We start from the raw sequence: 18,288 nt of genomic DNA on the forward strand, positions 1-18,288 counted from the left end.
GTTTATCTTCAAATATTTTGCGAAATCGAATTCCTCAGCATTTCTTTGACTTCAAGTTTGAGACTCTTGCACTACTATCCCTACTTTTGTTAGCCGTTTATTTTATCTTCACACTTTTAAAAATTGAATTACTAAAATTCCTCTCAATTTATTCTCTCGTCTTAATCGTCGGCGCCTTGAAATATACATCTGATACCAAATTTCAACCTAAAGATTCAATTGTTAATTTCACAGATGACACAGCGATTGTAAAAATTCAAGGTAAACTCATCTCGCTACCTGAAGTTAAAAATGGTAGAACAAATTTAGTCATCTCTACAAGCAAAGTTTTCAAACAGAACAAGGTGATTGATGTTTCAGGTGATGTGTTTGTTTCAATAAGAAAAGGGAAATCGCCATTTGATAGTTTACCCAAAATTGGATATGGAGATGAGATACAAATCATAGGGATTTTAAAAGAGCCGATAAAATCAAGAAATCCTGAGGAATTCGATTTCGCAAAATATTTGAAGATAAACGACATTGATGCAGTTTTACTTTCCTACATGTTCAGCCATATCAAAATCACGCAAAGATTTAATTTTGACATTCTCAGCCCTCTTGAATTCCTTCAAAGAATCACATTTACAGTTAGAAGTTATGGTTTACAAATTTTTGATAAACTTCTACCCCTTGAAGAAGCATCCTTTGTTAAAGGTTTAGTTCTCGGCTACAGGGGTGAAATTTCAAAAGATGTTCAGCAATACTTTATCAACACTGGAACATATCACATCCTTGCTGTTTCAGGGTTGCATGTCGGCATAATAACTTCAATGTTTTTCGCCTTAACAGGTTTTCTAAAGGTCAACCTTACATTCCGAGTTCTTTTGACCATATTCGGTCTAATTTTTTATGCCTTTACCGTTGGCTTACCACCATCGGTTGTAAGGGCGACTTTGATGGCTTCAATCTTTTTGCTCGGAATGGCAATTGAAAGAAGGGTTGATATCTTTAATCTTCTCGGTTTTTCAGCAATCATAATTTTACTTTTTGATTCAAAACAAATTTTTCATCCCGGTTTTCAACTTTCATTTTCAGCGGTTGCCTCGCTTGTTTATTTCTATCCCAAAATCTTCAAATTCCTTTCCAAAGCTTTTCCGTTCGTCGCTCGAAAATACATCCTTCCGGTTGCGACACTACTTGTGGTCTCGATGAGTGCACAAATTTTAACATTGCCCTTTACAATTTCATACTTCAACAAAATTTCCATTATCTCAATCGTTGCAAATGTTTTCATTGTCCCTCTCGTTGGACTTGCTGTACCACTTGGTTTCGCGGTGCTTTTATTTTACCCTCTATCAAATTTCGTTGCCCAGATATTTGCTAACAGTCTTTGGTTAGTTTTGAAGTTAACCCTTGCCATTGCGAAATTTTTTGCTCAATTTCCATTCGCTTATATTGAAGTAGATGAAACATTGACGATTTATCTTTTTTTACTTATCTGCTTTTTCATTTTCTTACTGACAATAAAATTTCAAAGCACCATGAAAAGAATAATTTTTGCATTTCTAATCCTGGCGAACATTTATATTTACTTTGCCCCGAACGGTGTTATCTCAACCTTAACAGATAAGTTTATACCTGAAAATTCAAACCTTGAGATCACAGTTTTAGATGTTGGTCAAGGCGATGCCATCTTTGTTCAATTTCCCGATGGGAAAAATCTTTTAATTGACGGCGGAAATAAAACCTTCAATTTTGACCCTGGACAAAGAATAATTGAACCATTCTTAAAGAAAAAAGGAGTTAAAAAAATTGATGCAATACTTGTAACACACCCGCACAACGATCACATTGGTGGAATTCCATACATCCTTGAAAAATTTGATGTCGGAGCTGTAATTGACAATGGTATGGATTACAATTCTTCAATTTACAAAAAATATATCGAGATCATCCAAAGCAAAGGAATAACTCACATGACAGCAAGGGCAGGCAATAGAATTGAAATAACAGAGCAAGCAAGAATTTATGTTCTTCATCCGATAGAGCCATTTATCAGAAATTTTGATAAAGAAGATAGATACGGAGCGGGACATGATGTGAATAATTCATCGGTCGTAATAAAAATCCAATACCGTGATAAATCATTTCTTTTTACAGGGGACGCAGAAAAGGAGGCGGAGGAGTCGATGATAAAAATTTATGATACATTTTTAAAAAGCGACTGGATAAAGGTTGGACATCATGGAAGCGAGACAAGTAGCTCACCTGCGTTTGTTTTAAAAGTAAAACCAGAATGGGCTGTAATTTCGGTTGGAAAGTATAACAAATATAATCATCCATCTGATATAGTTTTGAGAAGATATAAATTAATTGGCACAAAAATTCACAGAACCGACGAAGAAGGGGCTGGCGTTTTTAGGTCAAATGGAAAGGATATTGAGAAAATCCAATGGAGAAATTGATAAATCAAAGGTTAATTGTTATATTTACTTATGAAAACAAAAATTAACTTGGAACTCTTATGGCAGTTAGAATTACGGGCCATCATGTTGAAATGACAGAACAAATCAAAAATTATATTGAAAAAGAGGTAACACGACTTGATAAATTCTTCAATGGAATTATCGATGTCGAGGTAATACTCAGGCAGGACACAAAGCACAACCATTTAAAAGAAGTTGGGATAATGGTTAAGGTCTACGAGCATAAACTTACGGCAAAAGCTACCGACCAAGACATACTCAAAGCTTTTGATAAATCTTTAACAAAGGTTGAAAAACAACTCATAAAGTTCAAGGATAAACTAAAATCACACAGATAGAAAAATGTTCAATAAAGAATTCAAAGAAATCCAAAAGACGCATATAACTGTTGGTTTCTTTTACGAATCGGGGAAAGAACTATTTAAACTTAAATCGCTTAATGGTGAGGTTGGTTTTGATAGAAAAATCACAGATAAAAACATTCATCGCCCTGGGCTTGCGCTTGCTGGTTATGTCGAGCTATTTACATACAATCGAATTCAAGTGTTTGGAAATACAGAAATAAAATATCTTCAAAGTTTATCACCTGAGGAGAGAATCAAATCGATCAAAAACATTTTACAGTTTGAAATTCCTTGCGTCGTCATAACTAATGATAATCTCTTACCAGACAACTTGCTCGACCTTTTCACAGAAAAACAGGTAGCGGTTTTTCAAACGCCTCTTGAGACAACGAAACTTGTTTACTTCATCAGCGATTTTCTGGATGACCAATTCGCCCCTCAAACCGTCGTTCACGGCGACCTCGTTGATGTCTACGGCATAGGCCTTCTCTTCGTAGGTCGCTCTGGAATTGGAAAAAGCGAAATAGCGCTTGATCTCGTTGAAAGAGGACATAGACTCGTCGCAGATGATGTAGTCCTCATAACGAAAAAAGGCGAAAACATTTTAATTGGGACTTGCAATTCGGTGACCAAACATTTTATGGAAATAAGAGGACTTGGCATAATCGATGTGAAAAATATGTTTGGGATAAGGGCGATCCGTTACCAAAAAAGGGTTGAAGTCGTTGTTGAGCTCCTTGACTGGGATCCTAAGGAAGAATACACACGAACAGGGCTTGATGAAGAACATATTTCAATACTTGGCGTTGAAATCCCCCTCATTAAACTCCCCATTTTCCCAGGGAAAAACATCACTGTAATTGCAGAGGTTATAGCGCTTAATCATCTTTTAAAACATTACGGATATGATTCCGCAAAAGAATTTAACAAAAATCTTGAAACCATTTTAAGGCAAAAAGCGTCAACTATAAAAACCGCCGATATCCCGATTGAAAGAATAACAAGATATTTTGAACATGACTTTGAATAATAAAAAGATAAATTAAATGCGGATTAATCATCTTCTGTTCTTTTTATCATTGATCACACTAATTACCCTTGCAAGTTGCACAAAGGAAATTGAGAAAAATTACATAATAATAGGAAGTACGATTGATATTGATTCATTCAACCCTTATCTTAGCACTTCGCTTTTCACGCAAGACTTGCTTGATAGAGTATATTTGCGCCTCGCGACTGAACAAGAGGATTATAAGACATTTACCCCACTCCTTGCAAAGCGTTGGGAATGGTCAAAGGATTCAACACAAATAACCTTTTATCTTCGAAACGACGTTTACTGGACCGACGGGGTCAAAACAACTGCCTATGATGTTGAATTCAGTTTTAAAGTGGCAACATCACCTGAAGTCGCCTGGCTGAACGCTGAAGACATAATTAGAAACATCGAATTTGTAAAAGCCTTGAATGAAACAACTTTGATCGTTAAATATCGCTATGTCTACCCATATCAACTGACCGATATAAACGATGTTTGGATAATTCCAAGACATATTTATGAAAAAGTTCCTTTTTCTGAATGGAGAAGAAATGGTTATTTTGATGAAAAGCCAGTTACAAATGGACCATATAAAGTTGCCCGCTGGGAAAGAGGACAAGTAATTGAGCTTATAAAAAACGAAAATTACTTTGACAAAAATTATCCCAAAATTCCAAGGATTTTTGTTAAAATAGTTCCAAATGAATCAAATTTGCTTCTTCAATTCTTAAATGGTGAAATTGATGTTTTACCGTCAATCCCCCCAGCAGTTGCGGAAAAATACGAAAACAATCCAAATGTTAAATTCATAAAATATCCCTTCCTTGCCTATGAATATATCGGATGGAATCAAAGAAATCAGATTTTCGCTGATAAAAGAGTTCGACAGGCGTTATCCTATGGTATAAATGTTGACGAAATAATTAAAGTTATATTGAGGGGAAATGCAGTTCGTGCTACTTCACCATTTCCATCAATTTTTTGGGCTCACAATGAGAAATTGAAACCATATCCATATAACCCCGAAAAAGCCAAAAAACTTTTATCCGAAGCTGGTTGGAAAGACAGCGATGGCGATGGAATCCTTGACAAAATAATAAATAACAAGAAAGTCGACTTCAAATTTACACTGATAACAAATGCGGAAAATCTAACGAGGAAAGAAGTTGCAACTGCCATCCAAAATGATTTATTAAAACTTGGCATAAAAATGGAAATTCAAGTTTTCGAATTCAACACATTTATGCGTCATATACTAAACAGAAACTTTGATGCGGTTCTTTCAGGGTGGAGAGTTGCTACAAAACCAGACTTGGCAACCCTATTCCACTCCGAGGCAATAAAAACAGGGCATAATATCGTATCATATTCAAATCCATACTTCGATAAATTGAACGATTCAGCTGCGGTTTTGAACAATCTTTCACAAGCAAAGATATTATGGGATAAGGTTCAAGAGATAATTTACGATGATCAGCCTTACACCTTTCTCTATGAGCCAGTGCGAATAAATGGTATAAGCAAGCGGATAGATTTAAAAACAGTGCGGATGAACAGCATAAGTTTTCTCTATAACCTACACGAGTGGGAATTAAAATAACAAATACCCATGGGCTTCATTTTAAAACGGCTTATAAATTCCATATTTTTATCATTCGGAATTGCTATTGTCGTTTTTTTACTGTTAAGAATTTTACCATCTGTATCTTTCTCGGATATTTATCTTAACCCCAGATTATCCGAAGAGATGATCCGAAGGATAAAATCTGCATATGGACTTGATGAGCCCATCTCCATTCAATTTTTAAACTGGCTTAAAGAAATTATAACTGGAAATCTAGGCTTCTCGTTCATCTATCGCAAGCCCGTCATAAATTGCATTATGGAATCTTTAAGCTCAACTTTGACGATAGGAATTCCAGCTTTAGTTTTTAGCTTTGGGGTAGGAATTTTAATTGGGATTCAATCTGCTCGCAACCGTGGCAAATTAATTGACCGCATCACTACCTCATCACTTCTCGTTTTATATTCAATTCCGTCGTTCTGGCTTGGGATAATTTTAATTCTTCTGTTTAGTTACACATTTAGATTATTTCCGCCGTCGGGACTTCACTCTTTCAATTTCAACGAGCTGAATTTCTTTGAAAAAATTTTTGATCTTCTCAGACATATATTTCTACCAGCTTTAACATTGGGAACCCCACCAATGGCAGCAATTGCAAGATTCACAAGAAATACAATGCTAAAAGTTTTATCCCAAACATACATAAAAACAGCTATAGCAAAAGGTCTTGACCAGAAAACAATTTTTTACAGACATATTTTGCCTAACGCTCTTCTACCGGTCATAACCCTTTTTGGGCTTTATCTTCCAATTTTCTTTGCAGGTTCAATAGTGATTGAGGAAATCTTCTCAATCCCGGGAATTGGTAAATCAACGGTTGATTCCATCCTTCAAAGAGATTATCCCTTAACCGTTGGGATAACACTATTTGTTTCATTTATCGTAATCTTGGGAAACCTAATTTCAGATATTTTATATTCAATTTTTGATCCAAGAATAAGGTTGAAATGAAAACACAAAGAAAAATACTTGCGATTGCAATTTCAATTATTTTGTACCTATCTTTCGCCGATATAATAATTCCATTTGATCCAATCGCCTCACCTGATAAGCAAAACCTTTCAAACCTGCCCCCTTTTTCAAAAGCATATGAATTAACATTTGAAACCGGAGAAAAAATATTCGTTCTCAACTATAGAATTTACGATGGCTTTATATACTATGATCAAAAATTTTCATCTGGAAAGATTGAGATTAAGAAACTTAAAAAGATCAAAACGCTTTTGTTTATCTTTGGCACAGATAACCTTGGGAGAGATGTTCTCAGCAGAACAATTTATGGTGGCAAATTTTCATTGATAATTGGAATTCTTTCATCTTTGTTCGCTTTTTTGATGGGCACTTTTGTTGGAACTATTTCAGGGTATTTCGGTGGAATCATTGATAAAATTTTGATGCGGGCAACAGATGTGTTTCTTGCCTTCCCGAAATTATTTTTAATTTTAGTTATTGTTGCATTTATCCCCAATCAAACAATTTTCTCGCTCATACTCATACTTTCATTGCTAAATTGGATGTCAATTGCACGATTTGTAAGAGCTGAATTTCTAAGACTTAAAGAAATGGAATTTATACTTGCCCTTGAATCAATCGGTTTGCCTGGATTAAGAATAGCGATGAAACATATCCTTCCCAATGCTATTGCCCCAGCCCTAATAAATATTCCATTAATGGTAGGAGATATTATACTCACAGAATCAATTTTAAGTTTTCTCGGTTTTGGAATTCAACCGCCAACTCCAACCTGGGGAAACATGATAAGCGAAGCGGAGAAAAGCTTGATTTCAACTTGGTGGTTGCCAATTTTGCCTGGAATTTTAATTTCTGGAACTGTTTTGATAATGAATTGGATTTCAGACATAACTTTTGAATCAAGAACTTGATGTACCCTCCAAGCCAACCCCAGAATCAGATTACCTTTTGATTTTTTAACTTCTCTTTTTTAAACTTAATTAAATAAAAGATTCGTCCAAGAGCTATGAAATTTAACATGCTTATAGCAATTATATTTATAGCGTTTATAATCGTTGGATGCAGTTCGCTTGAAGCACCTGAAGATGAATATATTTACAGCAAGATTTCCATTGAAAAAGTCTTAATTAAAGATGAAACTGGTAAAATTACGGATACAATAAAAATTAATCATAGGTTCACAACTGAAATACATGGTTGGCTCCCAAACACATGTTGGGAAGTTTACAAAATTGATGTTCAAGAGTTTGAAAATGAATTTAAGATAACTCCCATGTCAAGAATGAAAAAATCTAGCGTTTGCCTCCAGATTATAGTCGCATGTTCAGCATCCGTTGACCTTATTGCCAGAACTACTGCTGATACGCTTAGAATTTCAGCTATCGGCGTTGATAAAACAATTACCAAAACAATTAAGGTCATACAAGAGTAAACATGCCACCTAATATTGAAATTGAAAAGCCTGATGAATTTTACCCTACAAGATGCGTTCAGCTTGCACTAAAAGGTATCAGCTCGGATTCACTGGTTGAACACATAATTGTAAAAACAATAGAAATTCACTCAAACTATAAAAATTTAACATGAACACAGCAATTATTTTCTTTACATCGTGCATAATCATCGGATATGCTTTAACAGAGGCGCAAGGCAATCAATATATTTACGATAAAATTTTAGATATTGAAAAAATCGTAATTAAAGATAAAACTGGCGAAATTATTGACACGATAAAAATCAATCACAAGTTCACACTTGAAATATATGGTTACCTTCCAGACCCATGCTGGGAAGTTTACAAAACCGATCTTAAAGAACTTAAAAATGAATTTAAAATAAACCCGATGGCGAGAAGGCAAAAAGCTAAAGTTTGCATTCAAGTTATACAACCATGCACTGTATCTGTAGATCTTATCGCAAAAAGCACATCTGATACGCTTAAAATTTCAGTTATCAGCAAAATTAAAACAGTTACTAAAACAATTAAAATCATACAAGAGTAACCATGCCTTCTCAAATTGAAAAGCGAGATGAATTTTACCTCGCAAGATGTATTCAACTTGCGTTGAAAGGTAAAGGTTATGTCAGCCCTAATCCAATGGTTGGATGCGTAATTGTCAAAGATAACAAAATCATCGGTGAAGGGTATCACGCAAAATATGGGGAAGAACATGCCGAAGTAAATGCGATAAAGAACGCCACTGAAAGCGTTGAAGGTGCAACTTTATATGTCAACCTTGAGCCATGCGTCCATTACGGAAAGACACCACCTTGTGTTGACTTGATCATCGAATCAAAAATTAAGAAAGTTGTAATTGGAACTCTTGATCCAAATCCACTCGTAAACGGAAAGGGGGTTGAAAAGCTTAAGAAAGCGGGGATTGAAGTTAAGGTTGGAGTTTTTGAAGAGGAATCAAAAAAATTAAACGAAGCATTTTTCAAATATATAACTCAAAAGATTCCATTTGTAGCTCTTAAAATTGCCCAAACAATAGATGGAAAAATCGCTGATATCGAAGGAAACTCAAAATGGATAACATGTGAACAATCACTTCACTTTGTTCATCAATTAAGAAGTGAATATGACGCCGTTTTAATAGGCAGTCGCACCGCAAGGCTTGACAATCCAAATCTCACCGTTAGACTCGTTGAAGGCAGAAATCCCTACAGAGTTATACTTGACTCCGCCCTTAGCTTACCACTTGAGTTAAATGTATTCTCGGATAAGTTCACAGATAAAACCATCGTCTTTACTTCGGTAAATTCGCTTAAAGCAAAAAAGGAAAAAATCGAAAAACTCAATTCACTTGGGATAGAAGTTTTAACCGCAAAATCAATGAGAAGAAAACTTGATTTAAAAGATGTGCTTGAAAAACTTGCACAGAAAGGAATAACTTCAGTTCTTGTTGAAGGTGGTGGGAAAATTTTCACTGAGTTTATAAAACAAAAACTTGCTGATAAGGTCTTTGTTTTCATCGCTCCCAAAATTCTTGGTAAAGGGATCCAAAGTATAAGCGATGTTGGAATAAAGTCAATTCGAGATATAATAACCTTGAAGGAAATCTCGGTTCAAAGCTTCGGGGATGATGTTTTAATAACAGGCTATCTTTAATGTTGTTTATGAGCATTAACAATATAAACTCCCGTAAAATATCCAATAGCAGAGCCAAGGAAAACATCCGAAAACCAATGCTGATTGTTATAGACACGAGCAAGCGCAGTCAAAACAGCTGGGGTATAAATTAAAAATTTGATAAATTTACTCTCAAATTTTGAAGCTATTACCGTTGAAACAGCAAAGCTCAAGGTTGCATGTCCTGACGGTAATGAATAAAATTTATTCCCACCGAAACTAAATGGATGAAATTTAAATTTTTCTCCGCTTACATATGGTCTCTCTCTACCAAAAGCAATTTTTAAACATGTCGTCACAAACCCAGATAAAGCACCAGCTTCAAAAACCATAAGCCCTGTTTCCCTGATTTTGTCATTTCCCGATAAAATTCCCGAAGAGTATAATGTTCCCCCTATTAAACCCCACATCCATACAGTTCCATAATAATTATCGATCTTCATCGCAGTTTTAAATGTGGCATTGTCAATTTTTTGAAAGTCTTTGTTAAAATGGTCGAAATTAAAAAGAAAAATTGTCCCAGCTCCTACAATGGATACACGAATGATATCCTTATTATCAAATCTTAACGGAGAAGATAGATAATTCACAGAATTCTTTGCGAAAATCTTAACATCATAATTCAATTTATCAAGCAAATTTTGAGATGAAGAAATCCCAAGCAAAAGTTGAAGATGTAAAATTAACGAAAAAATCAAAATTAAAATTTTTCTCAGCCTCATTTTTTACCTGCCTTTATTTGACTTTTACCTTCACCGAGTTTAAATTTTATCAAAAAACAAAAGCACAAAGAGATGAAAATTAAGAACCTTATCTTAGTCGTCCTTCTGCTCCTAACAAGTTGCAGTAAAAAAGAAGACATATCCTTGCTTGAAAGAGCCGACAAGGAATATCAAAAGAAGAACTTAAAAACAGCAATTGAGCTTTACAATAACTTCGTCCAAAAATATCCTCAAAATTTAAAATCAGCCGAAGCGCTTTTCAAACTTTCACAGATTTATTTAAGCGAACTTCGCATGCCAAAAGAAGCGATAAAATTCTTAGAACAAATCATTCAAAATTATCCGAACACGAAGGAAGCGATGAACGCCCTCTTCATGCTTGGTTTCATCCATGCCAATGAAATCCACAATTACGAAAAGGCAAAGGAATACTATCAAAAATTCCTTGAGTTATATCCGAACTCCGAGCTTGCAGTGTCTGCGAAATTTGAACTTGAAAATCTTGGCAAAGAACCGCAAAAAATCATAACCAAGTAAACCTCACAGATAAAGTATCTGGTGATTAAACTCGAACATCTCAAGATCATCAAACAGTCTATTTATTAAACTTGGTCCATATTTGTTGAGAAAATAGGTTATATTTAAAACTCTTTCTTGGAGTTCATCCTCAGGGAGCAAGTTAAGTTTTAGCTTTTCAATCTGCTTTGCTACAATTTCGTTTCGTTTTTGATTCATGTTTATCGTTTTTTCATAGATGCTATTTATGTGATAAAGAATTTTACTGCTCGAGTTATCAACGGCTCCACCAAGCGATGGTTCTATATTAGAAACGAAATCTTTGATCTCCCCAAGAAGTGATTCAATCCTCGATCTTACGGTATGGAAAAATCCATCGATGTCAACATCTAAACTCTCAGCCGTAATCTTCTTCGCAACAGACGGAAAATCGGAAAAAATCTCATGAATATTAATGTTGTATTTCTCTAAAACCTTTCTAACCTTTGGTTCAATTAGAGTTGCACTTATCCTTGGGAAAATGACAGGCATTGGAACTCCGAAGTAAACATAGGCAGGTTTAAGTTGTGCGAAGTAAGCAATTTCAGATGGACCCGCAATGTAAGAAATCGTCGGTAAAAGCGTATCTTGACATATTGGCCTTAAGATTACATTGGGGCTCAACGCCTGCGGATTTGTCTCAAGTATATGTTTAAGTTCCCCCTTGCTAAATTTAAACCTCACACCCTTCAATCTGAACATTCCTTCTTCATCGGCTGGTTCAATTGGATACCGCCCACCCCTGTAAAGTAAAAATAAATTAATAGCTCTGGGTTTAGCTTGAGCATGATAATTTCTTTTCTCAAGTTCAGCGCTTACATCAATTATTCGATTGGAAAGTTTCGGGTGCTCATCTATCTCTTTTTCAAAAACGGGTGTGAGAAGTTTCTTTAAATTAGCATCGTTTGGGTTCAAAAAGATCAGACCGAAATTTTTGAAAAGCTCACCAACATATCTTGCGAACGCCTCAACAAAGCTAATATCTTTTTGATACGCCGAGTTAACAAGGCTTAAAACAGCTTCTTTAAACTCGCTGTCTTGAAGTTCATCTTTAAGTTTTTGTAAAACATTTTCGATCCCGTCATCAAATTTGATTTCTCCAACAGGACCATAATTTTCCTTAAACCCATCGGCAGGGACAAATTCAACCTTAATTAGTTCGTTATTTGCATTAAAAATTTTAGCATGGTTTGCTTCAAAGAAATCATGATCTTCACTTTCAAGATAAAAAACTGGCACAAAATTATAATCGGGAAATTTTTCGGACAAAAAGTGAGAAAGTTTTATCGCCGTTATAATCTTATAAATCGTGTAAAGTGGACCTGAGAGAAATCCAACTTGTTGCCCTGTGACCACCGCAAGGGTGTTATCACGAGAAAGAAGTTCAAGATTTTCACTGGCGTAATGATTTCCATAAGAGAAGTTTTGCCTCTTTAAAACTTGGACAACTTCCCCCCCTATTTTTGTAATTCTTCAAAACCGTTTCAATTAAACTAGGCAAATTATCAAAATCGTTAAAATCATGGTTGTAAAACTCTTTAACGCTCTTAAAGTTATAGATATAATCAATGAACAAAAGCGTCAATCCGCCATAATTTGGAAAAAGATAGCGAAAATTTACAGGTTGCATTGTTTTAAATTTATATTTGATTTCAAATTTCCTCGACAATTATTTCAGGTTTAACAAGCTCCTTTGGTATCAGCGTTGGCCAATACGCAATGACTTCGCTTGGATGTGGGCGACCACCACCAAAACCAGTCACGCCAGGAGGACCTGTCAATATCAAAGCTGGCACCTCACGACCAAATCTATCAACAGCTTCAAAACTTTTACCACGAACAGCAATTCTTAACACAACTTCGTTTGGTTCTTCAATCTTATGCGCAAGAGGACCATGGCATGAATTATAACCAAGAAATTCTGTATGTATCTCTTCAAACTCAAGTCCGAGATCCTTCAACCTCGCCCTTATTATTTCATCCGCCTTTTTTGCCTTCTCGAGGGCATCAGGCCATGAATATGTCAAAGTTCCAACAGCCATGTAACCATCGAAATAAGACATCGAAACTTTATAAAATTTGGTTGGTGGTTTTCCCTTAACACCGTAAACTCTAACTCTATCTTTCCCTACCTGTTCAAGTTTTATCGTTGTAAAATCAGCAATAACTTCGGGGGTTATGTAGTTCGTCGGGTCGCCAATTTCATATACAAGCTGTTCTGTGACACTTTGAACGGTTACAAGTCCACCTGTGTTTTCATGCTTCGTTATGATGATCTCCCCGTTCGGATAAGCCTCGGCGATTGGAAAACCAATATGAGCCATATCCGGGACGGAGCGCCAATCATATGAAAAATTACCACCGGTTGCTTGAGCTCCACACTCAAGTATATGACCTGCGACTATTCCACTGGCAAGCTTGTCATAGTCAGTTTCGCTCCACCCGAATTCATAAATCATCGGTGCAAGCGTGATACCTGTATCAGTTACCCTTCCAGTAATTACAATTTGAGCGCCCTGTTTTAAAGCCTCAGCGACCGGAAAAGCGCCGAAATAAACATTTGCGCTTGTTATTCTGTCACGGATCTTTTCAATTGGTTCACCCGTGTCCATATTTTTGAAGTCAACGCCCATCTTGATGAAATCATCAATTTTATCAAGTATGTCATCCCCAAACACAACTCCTATTTTTAAGCCCCTTATCCCAAGCTTTTGTGCAACTTTAAAAATTACATCTCTACATGCGATTGGGTTAACACCTCCGCCGTTCGTTATAACCTTAATGTTTTTCTCAACAATTATCGGCAAAATTCTTTCCATCAAATTTACAAAATCACGAGCATAGCCAAGGTTTGGATCTTTTTTCTTTTGCTTCTGCAAGATCGACATTGTGACCTCAGCAAGATAATCCATCACAAGATAATCCACAGGTCCTTTTGTGACCTGATGGACTGGGGCTTCAAGCCAATCCCCCCAAAATCCCTGCCCCGATGCGATTCTTATTTTTTCCTTCATTTCACCAATGTTAATTTCTTTAAAATTCTATCCCCAAAAATTTAAGGATCTGCCAACGGTAAATTATGACTATGCAAGCAATAAGCCACAGAAAGATGTTAGCAATTATGCCAATATCGCCCAAAATCACATCTGTTGGATTTTCCCCGCTTTTCTTTTGGTAAATTAAATACATATATCTGAAAATCCCGTAAAGAACGAAAACAGTTGTATATATCAACGCTTCGGTTTTAAAAAGGGAAACTGTTCTTTCTGAAATGGTGTAAAGAGCGTAAGAGATAACCGCACCACCTGCAGCTATGCCAAGCATTTGATCAGTAAACTTTATGTTGTATTCATCGAGAACTTTCCTTTGCTCAGTTAAGCCTGAATTTGGATTTTGAATTGAAAAATAAAGTTCCATTCTTCTTTTTGAAATAGCAAGGAAAAGTGAAAGGAAAAGCGTCGTTATAAAAAGCCACTTTGAAACGACCACATTAATTGCATATGCTACCACAAGAACTCTAAACATAAAACCAATCGCTATGACAAAAACATCAACAAGAACGATCTGCTTTAATTTGAAAGAGTAAAGGAGCATAAGCAAAAAATAGAGAATGATCAAAAGTCCCGCCTTTAATGGAAGTTGCAAAACTAAAGCGAAACCAACGACAAAAAGCGAAATTGAAAATAGCAAACCCTGCCATACCTTAACACGACCAGAAGCAATCGGCCGATTTCTTTTTACGGGATGAGCCCTGTCCGATTCCCTATCAGCGATGTCATTTATCACATAAATTGATGAAGCTACCAAAGAAAAGGAAAGAAAGGCTATAAATTCAATTTTTACCTTTTCAAAATCTAACAAATGATGCGAAAAAATAAGCGGAGCAAAGATAAAGAAATTTTTTAGCCATTGCTTTATCCTTGCAAGCCTAACATAATCAAAAAACAAATCTTTTCCACTCTTTGGTTTGATTTTATCTATCAGCTTGCGTTTCAATCACAAACTTAACAATCAAAATACAAGTGGTTCTTGATAAACTCCCCAAACCTCCTTCAGCGTGGCTGTCATCTCACCGAGAGTACAATAAGCCCTCACACAATCAAGTATCTTTGGCATAAGCGGTTGATCCTCTTCAGCAGCTTTTTTAAGCTCAGCAAGCGCTCTCTCCACCTCCGCTTGATTTCTCGTCGCTCTTACTTCCGCAAGCCTCTTCTTTTGCTTATCCGCTACTTCTGGCGGTATCCTTAGAATTGGAATTTCAACGGGCTCATCCTCAACGAATTCATTTACACCGACAATTATTCTTTCCTTTCTGTCAAGTTCCTGTTGATATCTATAAGCTGATTCAGCGATCTCACGCTGGAAGAAACCATCTTCAATTCCTTTTATAACACCTTCAAGCATTGAACCATTTGATGAGTATGCCTCAATTTTTCGGAAATACTTCTCTACTTCCTCTTCAATTTTATTTGTCAGCGATTCAATGTAATAACTCCCACCAAGCGGATCAATCACATTTGCCACGCCAATTTCATAAGCTATAATTTGCTGAGTCCTCAAAGCTATCTTCGCAGCTTTTTCGGTTGGGAGAGCGTAAGTTTCATCCATTGAGTTTGTATGCAGGCTTTGTGTTCCACCAAGAACTGCAGCAAGAGCCTCAAACGCTGTCCTAACGATATTATTTTCTGGCTGCTGCGCTGTAAGCGAGCATCCAGCTGTTTGAGTATGGAATCTCAACATCCAAGATCTTGGATTTTTCGCTCCGTATCTTTCACGCATATATCTTGCCCAAATTCTACGAGCTGCTCTGAACTTGGCAATTTCTTCAAAAAAGTCAAGGTGAGAATTAAAGAAGAAAGACAACCTTGGAGCAAATTCATCAACATCCATTCCAGCATTAATACATGCTTCAACATATGCAAAACCATCTGCAAGTGTGAAAGCAAGTTCCTGAACAGCAGTTGCCCCGGCTTCACGAATGTGATAACCACTTATCGAAATCGGGTTCCACTGCGGGACATAATCTTTGGCAAATCTTATGGTGTCAACGATCAACTTAATTGATGGCTCAGGTGGATAAATCCACTCCTTTTGAGCAATGTATTCCTTCAAAATATCATTTTGGATTGTTCCTCTAAGCTGGTTAAATTTAACGCCCTGTTTTTCCGCCGTAACAAGATACATAGCCCAAATCATCGCAGCTGGAGCATTGATTGTCATAGAAGTTGAAACCTGATCAAGGGGTATATCTTTAAAAACGATCTCCATATCTGCAAGCGAACTCACAGATACACCACAGACGCCGACTTCACCTTCAGCCATAGGGTCATCTGCATCTATCCCCATCAAAGTTGGCAGATCAAAAGCAACACTTAAACCCGTTTCCCCGTGTTTCAGCAAAAACTTAAATCTTTGATTTGTATCCTCGGGTGTCCCAAAGCCCGCAAATTGTCTCATGGTCCATAATCTACCACGGTACATGTTATAATGGATTCCCCGGGTGTAGGGATATTCACCCGGAAAACCAAGTTTTTCCATATAATCAAACCCCTCAAGGTCATCAGGGGTGTAAAGCATCTGAACTTCTATATCGCTAATCGTTGTAAACTTTATCCCGGTTCTCTTCATTGAAGAATTTTCAGCTTTTTCAAGCCACCTCTTCTTTGCCTCACGGATTTTGTCCGTGTTGTTCATGGTGTTGCTCCTTTTTTCTTTTAGTTTTGCAGGTTGCAACTTCTTTTAAATTTACATAATTGCCATCCTTTGTCAAAACTTACTTCAGAGAGGAAAGAACTTTTTGCAACTCTTCAAAGTGTTTCGGGTCCCTAACATTATAGCGCCAATTTATATAAGCTATTTTCCCATTTTTATCTATGACAAAAATTGTTCGCTTGTTATATCCAGAAGCCTCATCGTAGGAATCATAAAGCTTTGCAACCTCATGTTTATGATCGCTTAAAAGCTTAAATTGTAAATTCAAATGCTTTGCCCATTCATGGTGCGAAAAGACATAATCCCCACTTATTCCGAGAACCTCTGCATCAAGCTTTGAAAGTTCAGCGAAGTTATCCCTAAATGTACACATCTCAGTTGTGCAACCGCCACTCCAATCAGCTGGGTAGAAAGCAAGAACAATATTTCTTTTCCCGATCAACTCAGACAAGCTAATCCCGCTAAAAACAATCGTGTCCTTTGTAGCATACGGCAATTTAAAATCAATAGCTTTATCCCCAACTTTTAAAGATTGTGAACTAACATTTAAAAAGAGAAAGATTAATAACAAAGTAAGATAAATTATCCTGCGCATAAGCCTTATCCTTTTTTGGTTTTAAATTTACATTTTTTCTTAGATAAGTTTCAACCTTCACATTATCAATCTATCCGACCGACAATGTCAAAATCACGGCAAAGTTTCAAAAAGACAATTTTATTTATCTCAAGCGGACCTATCAAAAAATTTACTTGAATAATTTCAATAAAAAATTTATCTTTTCAAAAAACGCCTTTTTGAAAATGCGATACCTTTACTTAATCATGCTTGCTTCTTTACTTTCAGCATGCACCACATCAAAGTTAACACTTACAAACGATGAAATAGTTTCAAAAATCAATCAAATCGGGAAAAAATACGGGGTAGGTAGACTTGGGGTTTCAGCAAAAAATTTCATCACTGGTGAAACAATTCAAATCAACGCTGACTCCCTTTTCCCAACCGCAAGCGTGATAAAGGTGCCAATACTTGTAGAACTATTCTATAAGTTTGAAGAAGGAAAATTGAAAAAAGACACACTCATTTCATTTGATGATTCGCTTAAATATGGTGGTTCGGGTGTTTTACAATACTTTTACGATGGAGCTAAGCTTAAGTTGATAGATGTCGCAGTTTTAATGATAATTTTAAGTGATAACACCGCAACGAATCTTGTACTTGATTGCTTTGCCGACGAACACGACGCAAAACTTGAAGCCGTAAATAACAGGATGAAGGAACTTGGACTTAACAATACAAAAATTTTAAATAAGTTAATGTCCTTCAAAACCAAAAAGAAAACACCAGAAGCAATGAGATTCGGCGTTGGCTATACAACCCCAAACGATATGGTTAAACTCCTCGAACTTCTCGCAAATGGGAAAGTTATAAACCCCGAGATATCTGCTGAGATAATTAACATAATGAAAAACAATCAAGACTATGAAATGATGAAAAGATATTTATCTGAAAATGTCACCGTCGCAAATAAATCTGGTTCAATTGATAAAATGAAAGCAGATATCGGGATTGTTTATGCGAAATGTGTTACCTATGCTGTTGCAATTTTTTGTGATGAGCTTTCTGAAGTTTCATACGCCGTTGACAATAAAGGACATCTCGCAGTCGCTGAAATCTCAAAACTTATATTCGATTACTTCACAAAAGGAAATTGCAAATAA

General features: G+C 36.2%; 18 protein-coding genes. 11 read left to right on the forward strand and 7 right to left on the reverse strand.

Annotated features, from left to right (window positions below):
* The 9 genes from AWW78_RS00250 to ribD all read left to right on the forward strand — a co-directional run.
* On the forward strand, positions 1 to 2,447 hold a 2,447-nt coding region (locus AWW78_RS00250; protein WP_047133693.1), incomplete at its 5' end, for a DNA internalization-related competence protein ComEC/Rec2.
* A gap of 59 nt (positions 2,448 to 2,506) precedes the next feature.
* Positions 2,507 to 2,806: a ribosome hibernation-promoting factor, HPF/YfiA family gene (gene hpf / locus AWW78_RS00255; RefSeq protein WP_047133694.1), complete on the forward strand. Its 300-nt coding sequence runs from the start codon at positions 2,507 to 2,509 to the stop codon at positions 2,804 to 2,806.
* Between the two features lie 4 nt (positions 2,807 to 2,810).
* Complete coding sequence (hprK, locus tag AWW78_RS00260) at positions 2,811 to 3,842, forward strand: HPr(Ser) kinase/phosphatase (protein ID WP_047133695.1); 1,032 nt, start codon at positions 2,811 to 2,813, stop codon at positions 3,840 to 3,842.
* A gap of 16 nt (positions 3,843 to 3,858) precedes the next feature.
* A complete protein-coding gene (locus AWW78_RS00265) occupies positions 3,859 to 5,451 on the forward strand; it encodes an ABC transporter substrate-binding protein (RefSeq protein ID WP_047133696.1) in 1,593 nt (530 codons plus the stop codon).
* A 9-nt stretch (positions 5,452 to 5,460) separates the two neighbouring features.
* Complete coding sequence (locus tag AWW78_RS00270; RefSeq protein ID WP_047133697.1) at positions 5,461 to 6,426, forward strand: ABC transporter permease; 966 nt, start codon at positions 5,461 to 5,463, stop codon at positions 6,424 to 6,426.
* On the forward strand, positions 6,423 to 7,358 hold the full coding sequence (locus AWW78_RS00275) for an ABC transporter permease (protein WP_075425984.1): 936 nt from the start codon (positions 6,423 to 6,425) through the stop codon (positions 7,356 to 7,358). The genes AWW78_RS00270 and AWW78_RS00275 overlap by 4 nt, the downstream gene beginning before the upstream one ends.
* A gap of 107 nt (positions 7,359 to 7,465) precedes the next feature.
* Positions 7,466 to 7,879 carry a hypothetical protein gene (locus AWW78_RS00280; RefSeq protein WP_075427522.1) on the forward strand — a complete coding sequence of 138 codons (414 nt, stop codon included), beginning with the start codon at positions 7,466 to 7,468 and terminating at the stop codon, positions 7,877 to 7,879.
* 151 nt (positions 7,880 to 8,030) lie between these two features.
* Complete coding sequence (locus tag AWW78_RS00285) at positions 8,031 to 8,450, forward strand: hypothetical protein (protein WP_047133699.1); 420 nt, start codon at positions 8,031 to 8,033, stop codon at positions 8,448 to 8,450.
* Positions 8,451 to 8,452: 2 nt separating this feature from the next.
* Complete coding sequence (ribD, locus tag AWW78_RS00290) at positions 8,453 to 9,559, forward strand: bifunctional diaminohydroxyphosphoribosylaminopyrimidine deaminase/5-amino-6-(5-phosphoribosylamino)uracil reductase RibD (RefSeq protein ID WP_047133700.1); 1,107 nt, start codon at positions 8,453 to 8,455, stop codon at positions 9,557 to 9,559.
* On the opposite strand, the gene AWW78_RS00295 is transcribed toward ribD, so the two are convergent.
* Positions 9,556 to 10,302: a phosphatase PAP2 family protein gene (locus AWW78_RS00295; protein ID WP_047133701.1), complete on the reverse strand. Its 747-nt coding sequence runs from the start codon at positions 10,300 to 10,302 to the stop codon at positions 9,556 to 9,558. The genes ribD and AWW78_RS00295 overlap by 4 nt on opposite strands.
* A gap of 72 nt (positions 10,303 to 10,374) precedes the next feature.
* On the opposite strand from AWW78_RS00295, the gene AWW78_RS00300 reads away from it, so the two are divergent.
* The gene (locus AWW78_RS00300) at positions 10,375 to 10,839 is read left to right on the forward strand and encodes a tetratricopeptide repeat protein (RefSeq protein ID WP_075425985.1); all 465 of its coding nucleotides are present in this window, start codon (positions 10,375 to 10,377) and stop codon (positions 10,837 to 10,839) included.
* Between the two features lie 3 nt (positions 10,840 to 10,842).
* Here the strand turns inward: AWW78_RS00300 and bshC are convergent, their stop codons facing one another.
* The 6 genes from bshC to AWW78_RS00330 all read right to left on the reverse strand — a co-directional run bounded on the left by bshC (position 10,843) and on the right by AWW78_RS00330 (position 17,164).
* Positions 10,843 to 12,327 carry a bacillithiol biosynthesis cysteine-adding enzyme BshC gene (bshC, locus tag AWW78_RS00305; RefSeq protein WP_082359524.1) on the reverse strand — a complete coding sequence of 495 codons (1,485 nt, stop codon included), beginning with the start codon at positions 12,325 to 12,327 and terminating at the stop codon, positions 10,843 to 10,845.
* Complete coding sequence (locus AWW78_RS00310; RefSeq protein ID WP_075425986.1) at positions 12,251 to 12,487, reverse strand: hypothetical protein; 237 nt, start codon at positions 12,485 to 12,487, stop codon at positions 12,251 to 12,253. The genes bshC and AWW78_RS00310 overlap by 77 nt, the downstream gene beginning before the upstream one ends.
* Before the next feature lie 22 nt (positions 12,488 to 12,509).
* Positions 12,510 to 13,871: an acyclic terpene utilization AtuA family protein gene (locus AWW78_RS00315; RefSeq protein ID WP_047133705.1), complete on the reverse strand. Its 1,362-nt coding sequence runs from the start codon at positions 13,869 to 13,871 to the stop codon at positions 12,510 to 12,512.
* A gap of 19 nt (positions 13,872 to 13,890) precedes the next feature.
* Positions 13,891 to 14,853 carry a decaprenyl-phosphate phosphoribosyltransferase gene (locus AWW78_RS00320; protein WP_082359525.1) on the reverse strand — a complete coding sequence of 321 codons (963 nt, stop codon included), beginning with the start codon at positions 14,851 to 14,853 and terminating at the stop codon, positions 13,891 to 13,893.
* 15 nt (positions 14,854 to 14,868) lie between these two features.
* On the reverse strand, positions 14,869 to 16,551 hold the full coding sequence (locus AWW78_RS00325) for an acyl-CoA mutase large subunit family protein (RefSeq protein WP_047133706.1): 1,683 nt from the start codon (positions 16,549 to 16,551) through the stop codon (positions 14,869 to 14,871).
* 79 nt (positions 16,552 to 16,630) lie between these two features.
* Complete coding sequence (locus AWW78_RS00330; RefSeq protein ID WP_082349305.1) at positions 16,631 to 17,164, reverse strand: redoxin domain-containing protein; 534 nt, start codon at positions 17,162 to 17,164, stop codon at positions 16,631 to 16,633.
* A 206-nt stretch (positions 17,165 to 17,370) separates the two neighbouring features.
* Between AWW78_RS00330 and AWW78_RS00335 the strand changes: the two genes are divergently transcribed.
* Positions 17,371 to 18,288: a serine hydrolase gene (locus tag AWW78_RS00335; RefSeq protein WP_047133707.1), complete on the forward strand. Its 918-nt coding sequence runs from the start codon at positions 17,371 to 17,373 to the stop codon at positions 18,286 to 18,288.

The sequence above is a fragment of the Candidatus Kryptonium thompsonii genome (assembly GCF_001535985.1).
In the GTDB taxonomy this organism is placed as follows: domain Bacteria; phylum Bacteroidota; class Ignavibacteria; order Kryptoniales; family Kryptoniaceae; genus Kryptonium; species Kryptonium thompsonii.

What these genes read in the sequence shown, in the direction of transcription:
- hpf (WP_047133694.1), top strand. Translation starts at nt 2,507, where the DNA reads ATGGCAGTTAGAATTACGGGCCATCATGTTGAAATGACAGAACAAATC.
- hprK (WP_047133695.1), top strand. Translation starts at nt 2,811, where the DNA reads ATGTTCAATAAAGAATTCAAAGAAATCCAAAAGACGCATATAACTGTT.
- AWW78_RS00265 (WP_047133696.1), top strand. Translation starts at nt 3,859, where the DNA reads ATGCGGATTAATCATCTTCTGTTCTTTTTATCATTGATCACACTAATT.
- AWW78_RS00270 (WP_047133697.1), top strand. Translation starts at nt 5,461, where the DNA reads ATGGGCTTCATTTTAAAACGGCTTATAAATTCCATATTTTTATCATTC.
- AWW78_RS00275 (WP_075425984.1), top strand. Translation starts at nt 6,423, where the DNA reads ATGAAAACACAAAGAAAAATACTTGCGATTGCAATTTCAATTATTTTG.
- AWW78_RS00280 (WP_075427522.1), top strand. Translation starts at nt 7,466, where the DNA reads ATGCTTATAGCAATTATATTTATAGCGTTTATAATCGTTGGATGCAGT.
- AWW78_RS00285 (WP_047133699.1), top strand. Translation starts at nt 8,031, where the DNA reads ATGAACACAGCAATTATTTTCTTTACATCGTGCATAATCATCGGATAT.
- ribD (WP_047133700.1), top strand. Translation starts at nt 8,453, where the DNA reads ATGCCTTCTCAAATTGAAAAGCGAGATGAATTTTACCTCGCAAGATGT.
- AWW78_RS00295 (WP_047133701.1), bottom strand. Translation starts at nt 10,302, where the DNA reads ATGAGGCTGAGAAAAATTTTAATTTTGATTTTTTCGTTAATTTTACAT.
- AWW78_RS00300 (WP_075425985.1), top strand. Translation starts at nt 10,375, where the DNA reads ATGAAAATTAAGAACCTTATCTTAGTCGTCCTTCTGCTCCTAACAAGT.
- AWW78_RS00310 (WP_075425986.1), bottom strand. Translation starts at nt 12,487, where the DNA reads ATGCAACCTGTAAATTTTCGCTATCTTTTTCCAAATTATGGCGGATTG.
- AWW78_RS00315 (WP_047133705.1), bottom strand. Translation starts at nt 13,871, where the DNA reads ATGAAGGAAAAAATAAGAATCGCATCGGGGCAGGGATTTTGGGGGGAT.
- AWW78_RS00325 (WP_047133706.1), bottom strand. Translation starts at nt 16,551, where the DNA reads ATGAACAACACGGACAAAATCCGTGAGGCAAAGAAGAGGTGGCTTGAA.
- AWW78_RS00330 (WP_082349305.1), bottom strand. Translation starts at nt 17,164, where the DNA reads ATGCGCAGGATAATTTATCTTACTTTGTTATTAATCTTTCTCTTTTTA.
- AWW78_RS00335 (WP_047133707.1), top strand. Translation starts at nt 17,371, where the DNA reads ATGCGATACCTTTACTTAATCATGCTTGCTTCTTTACTTTCAGCATGC.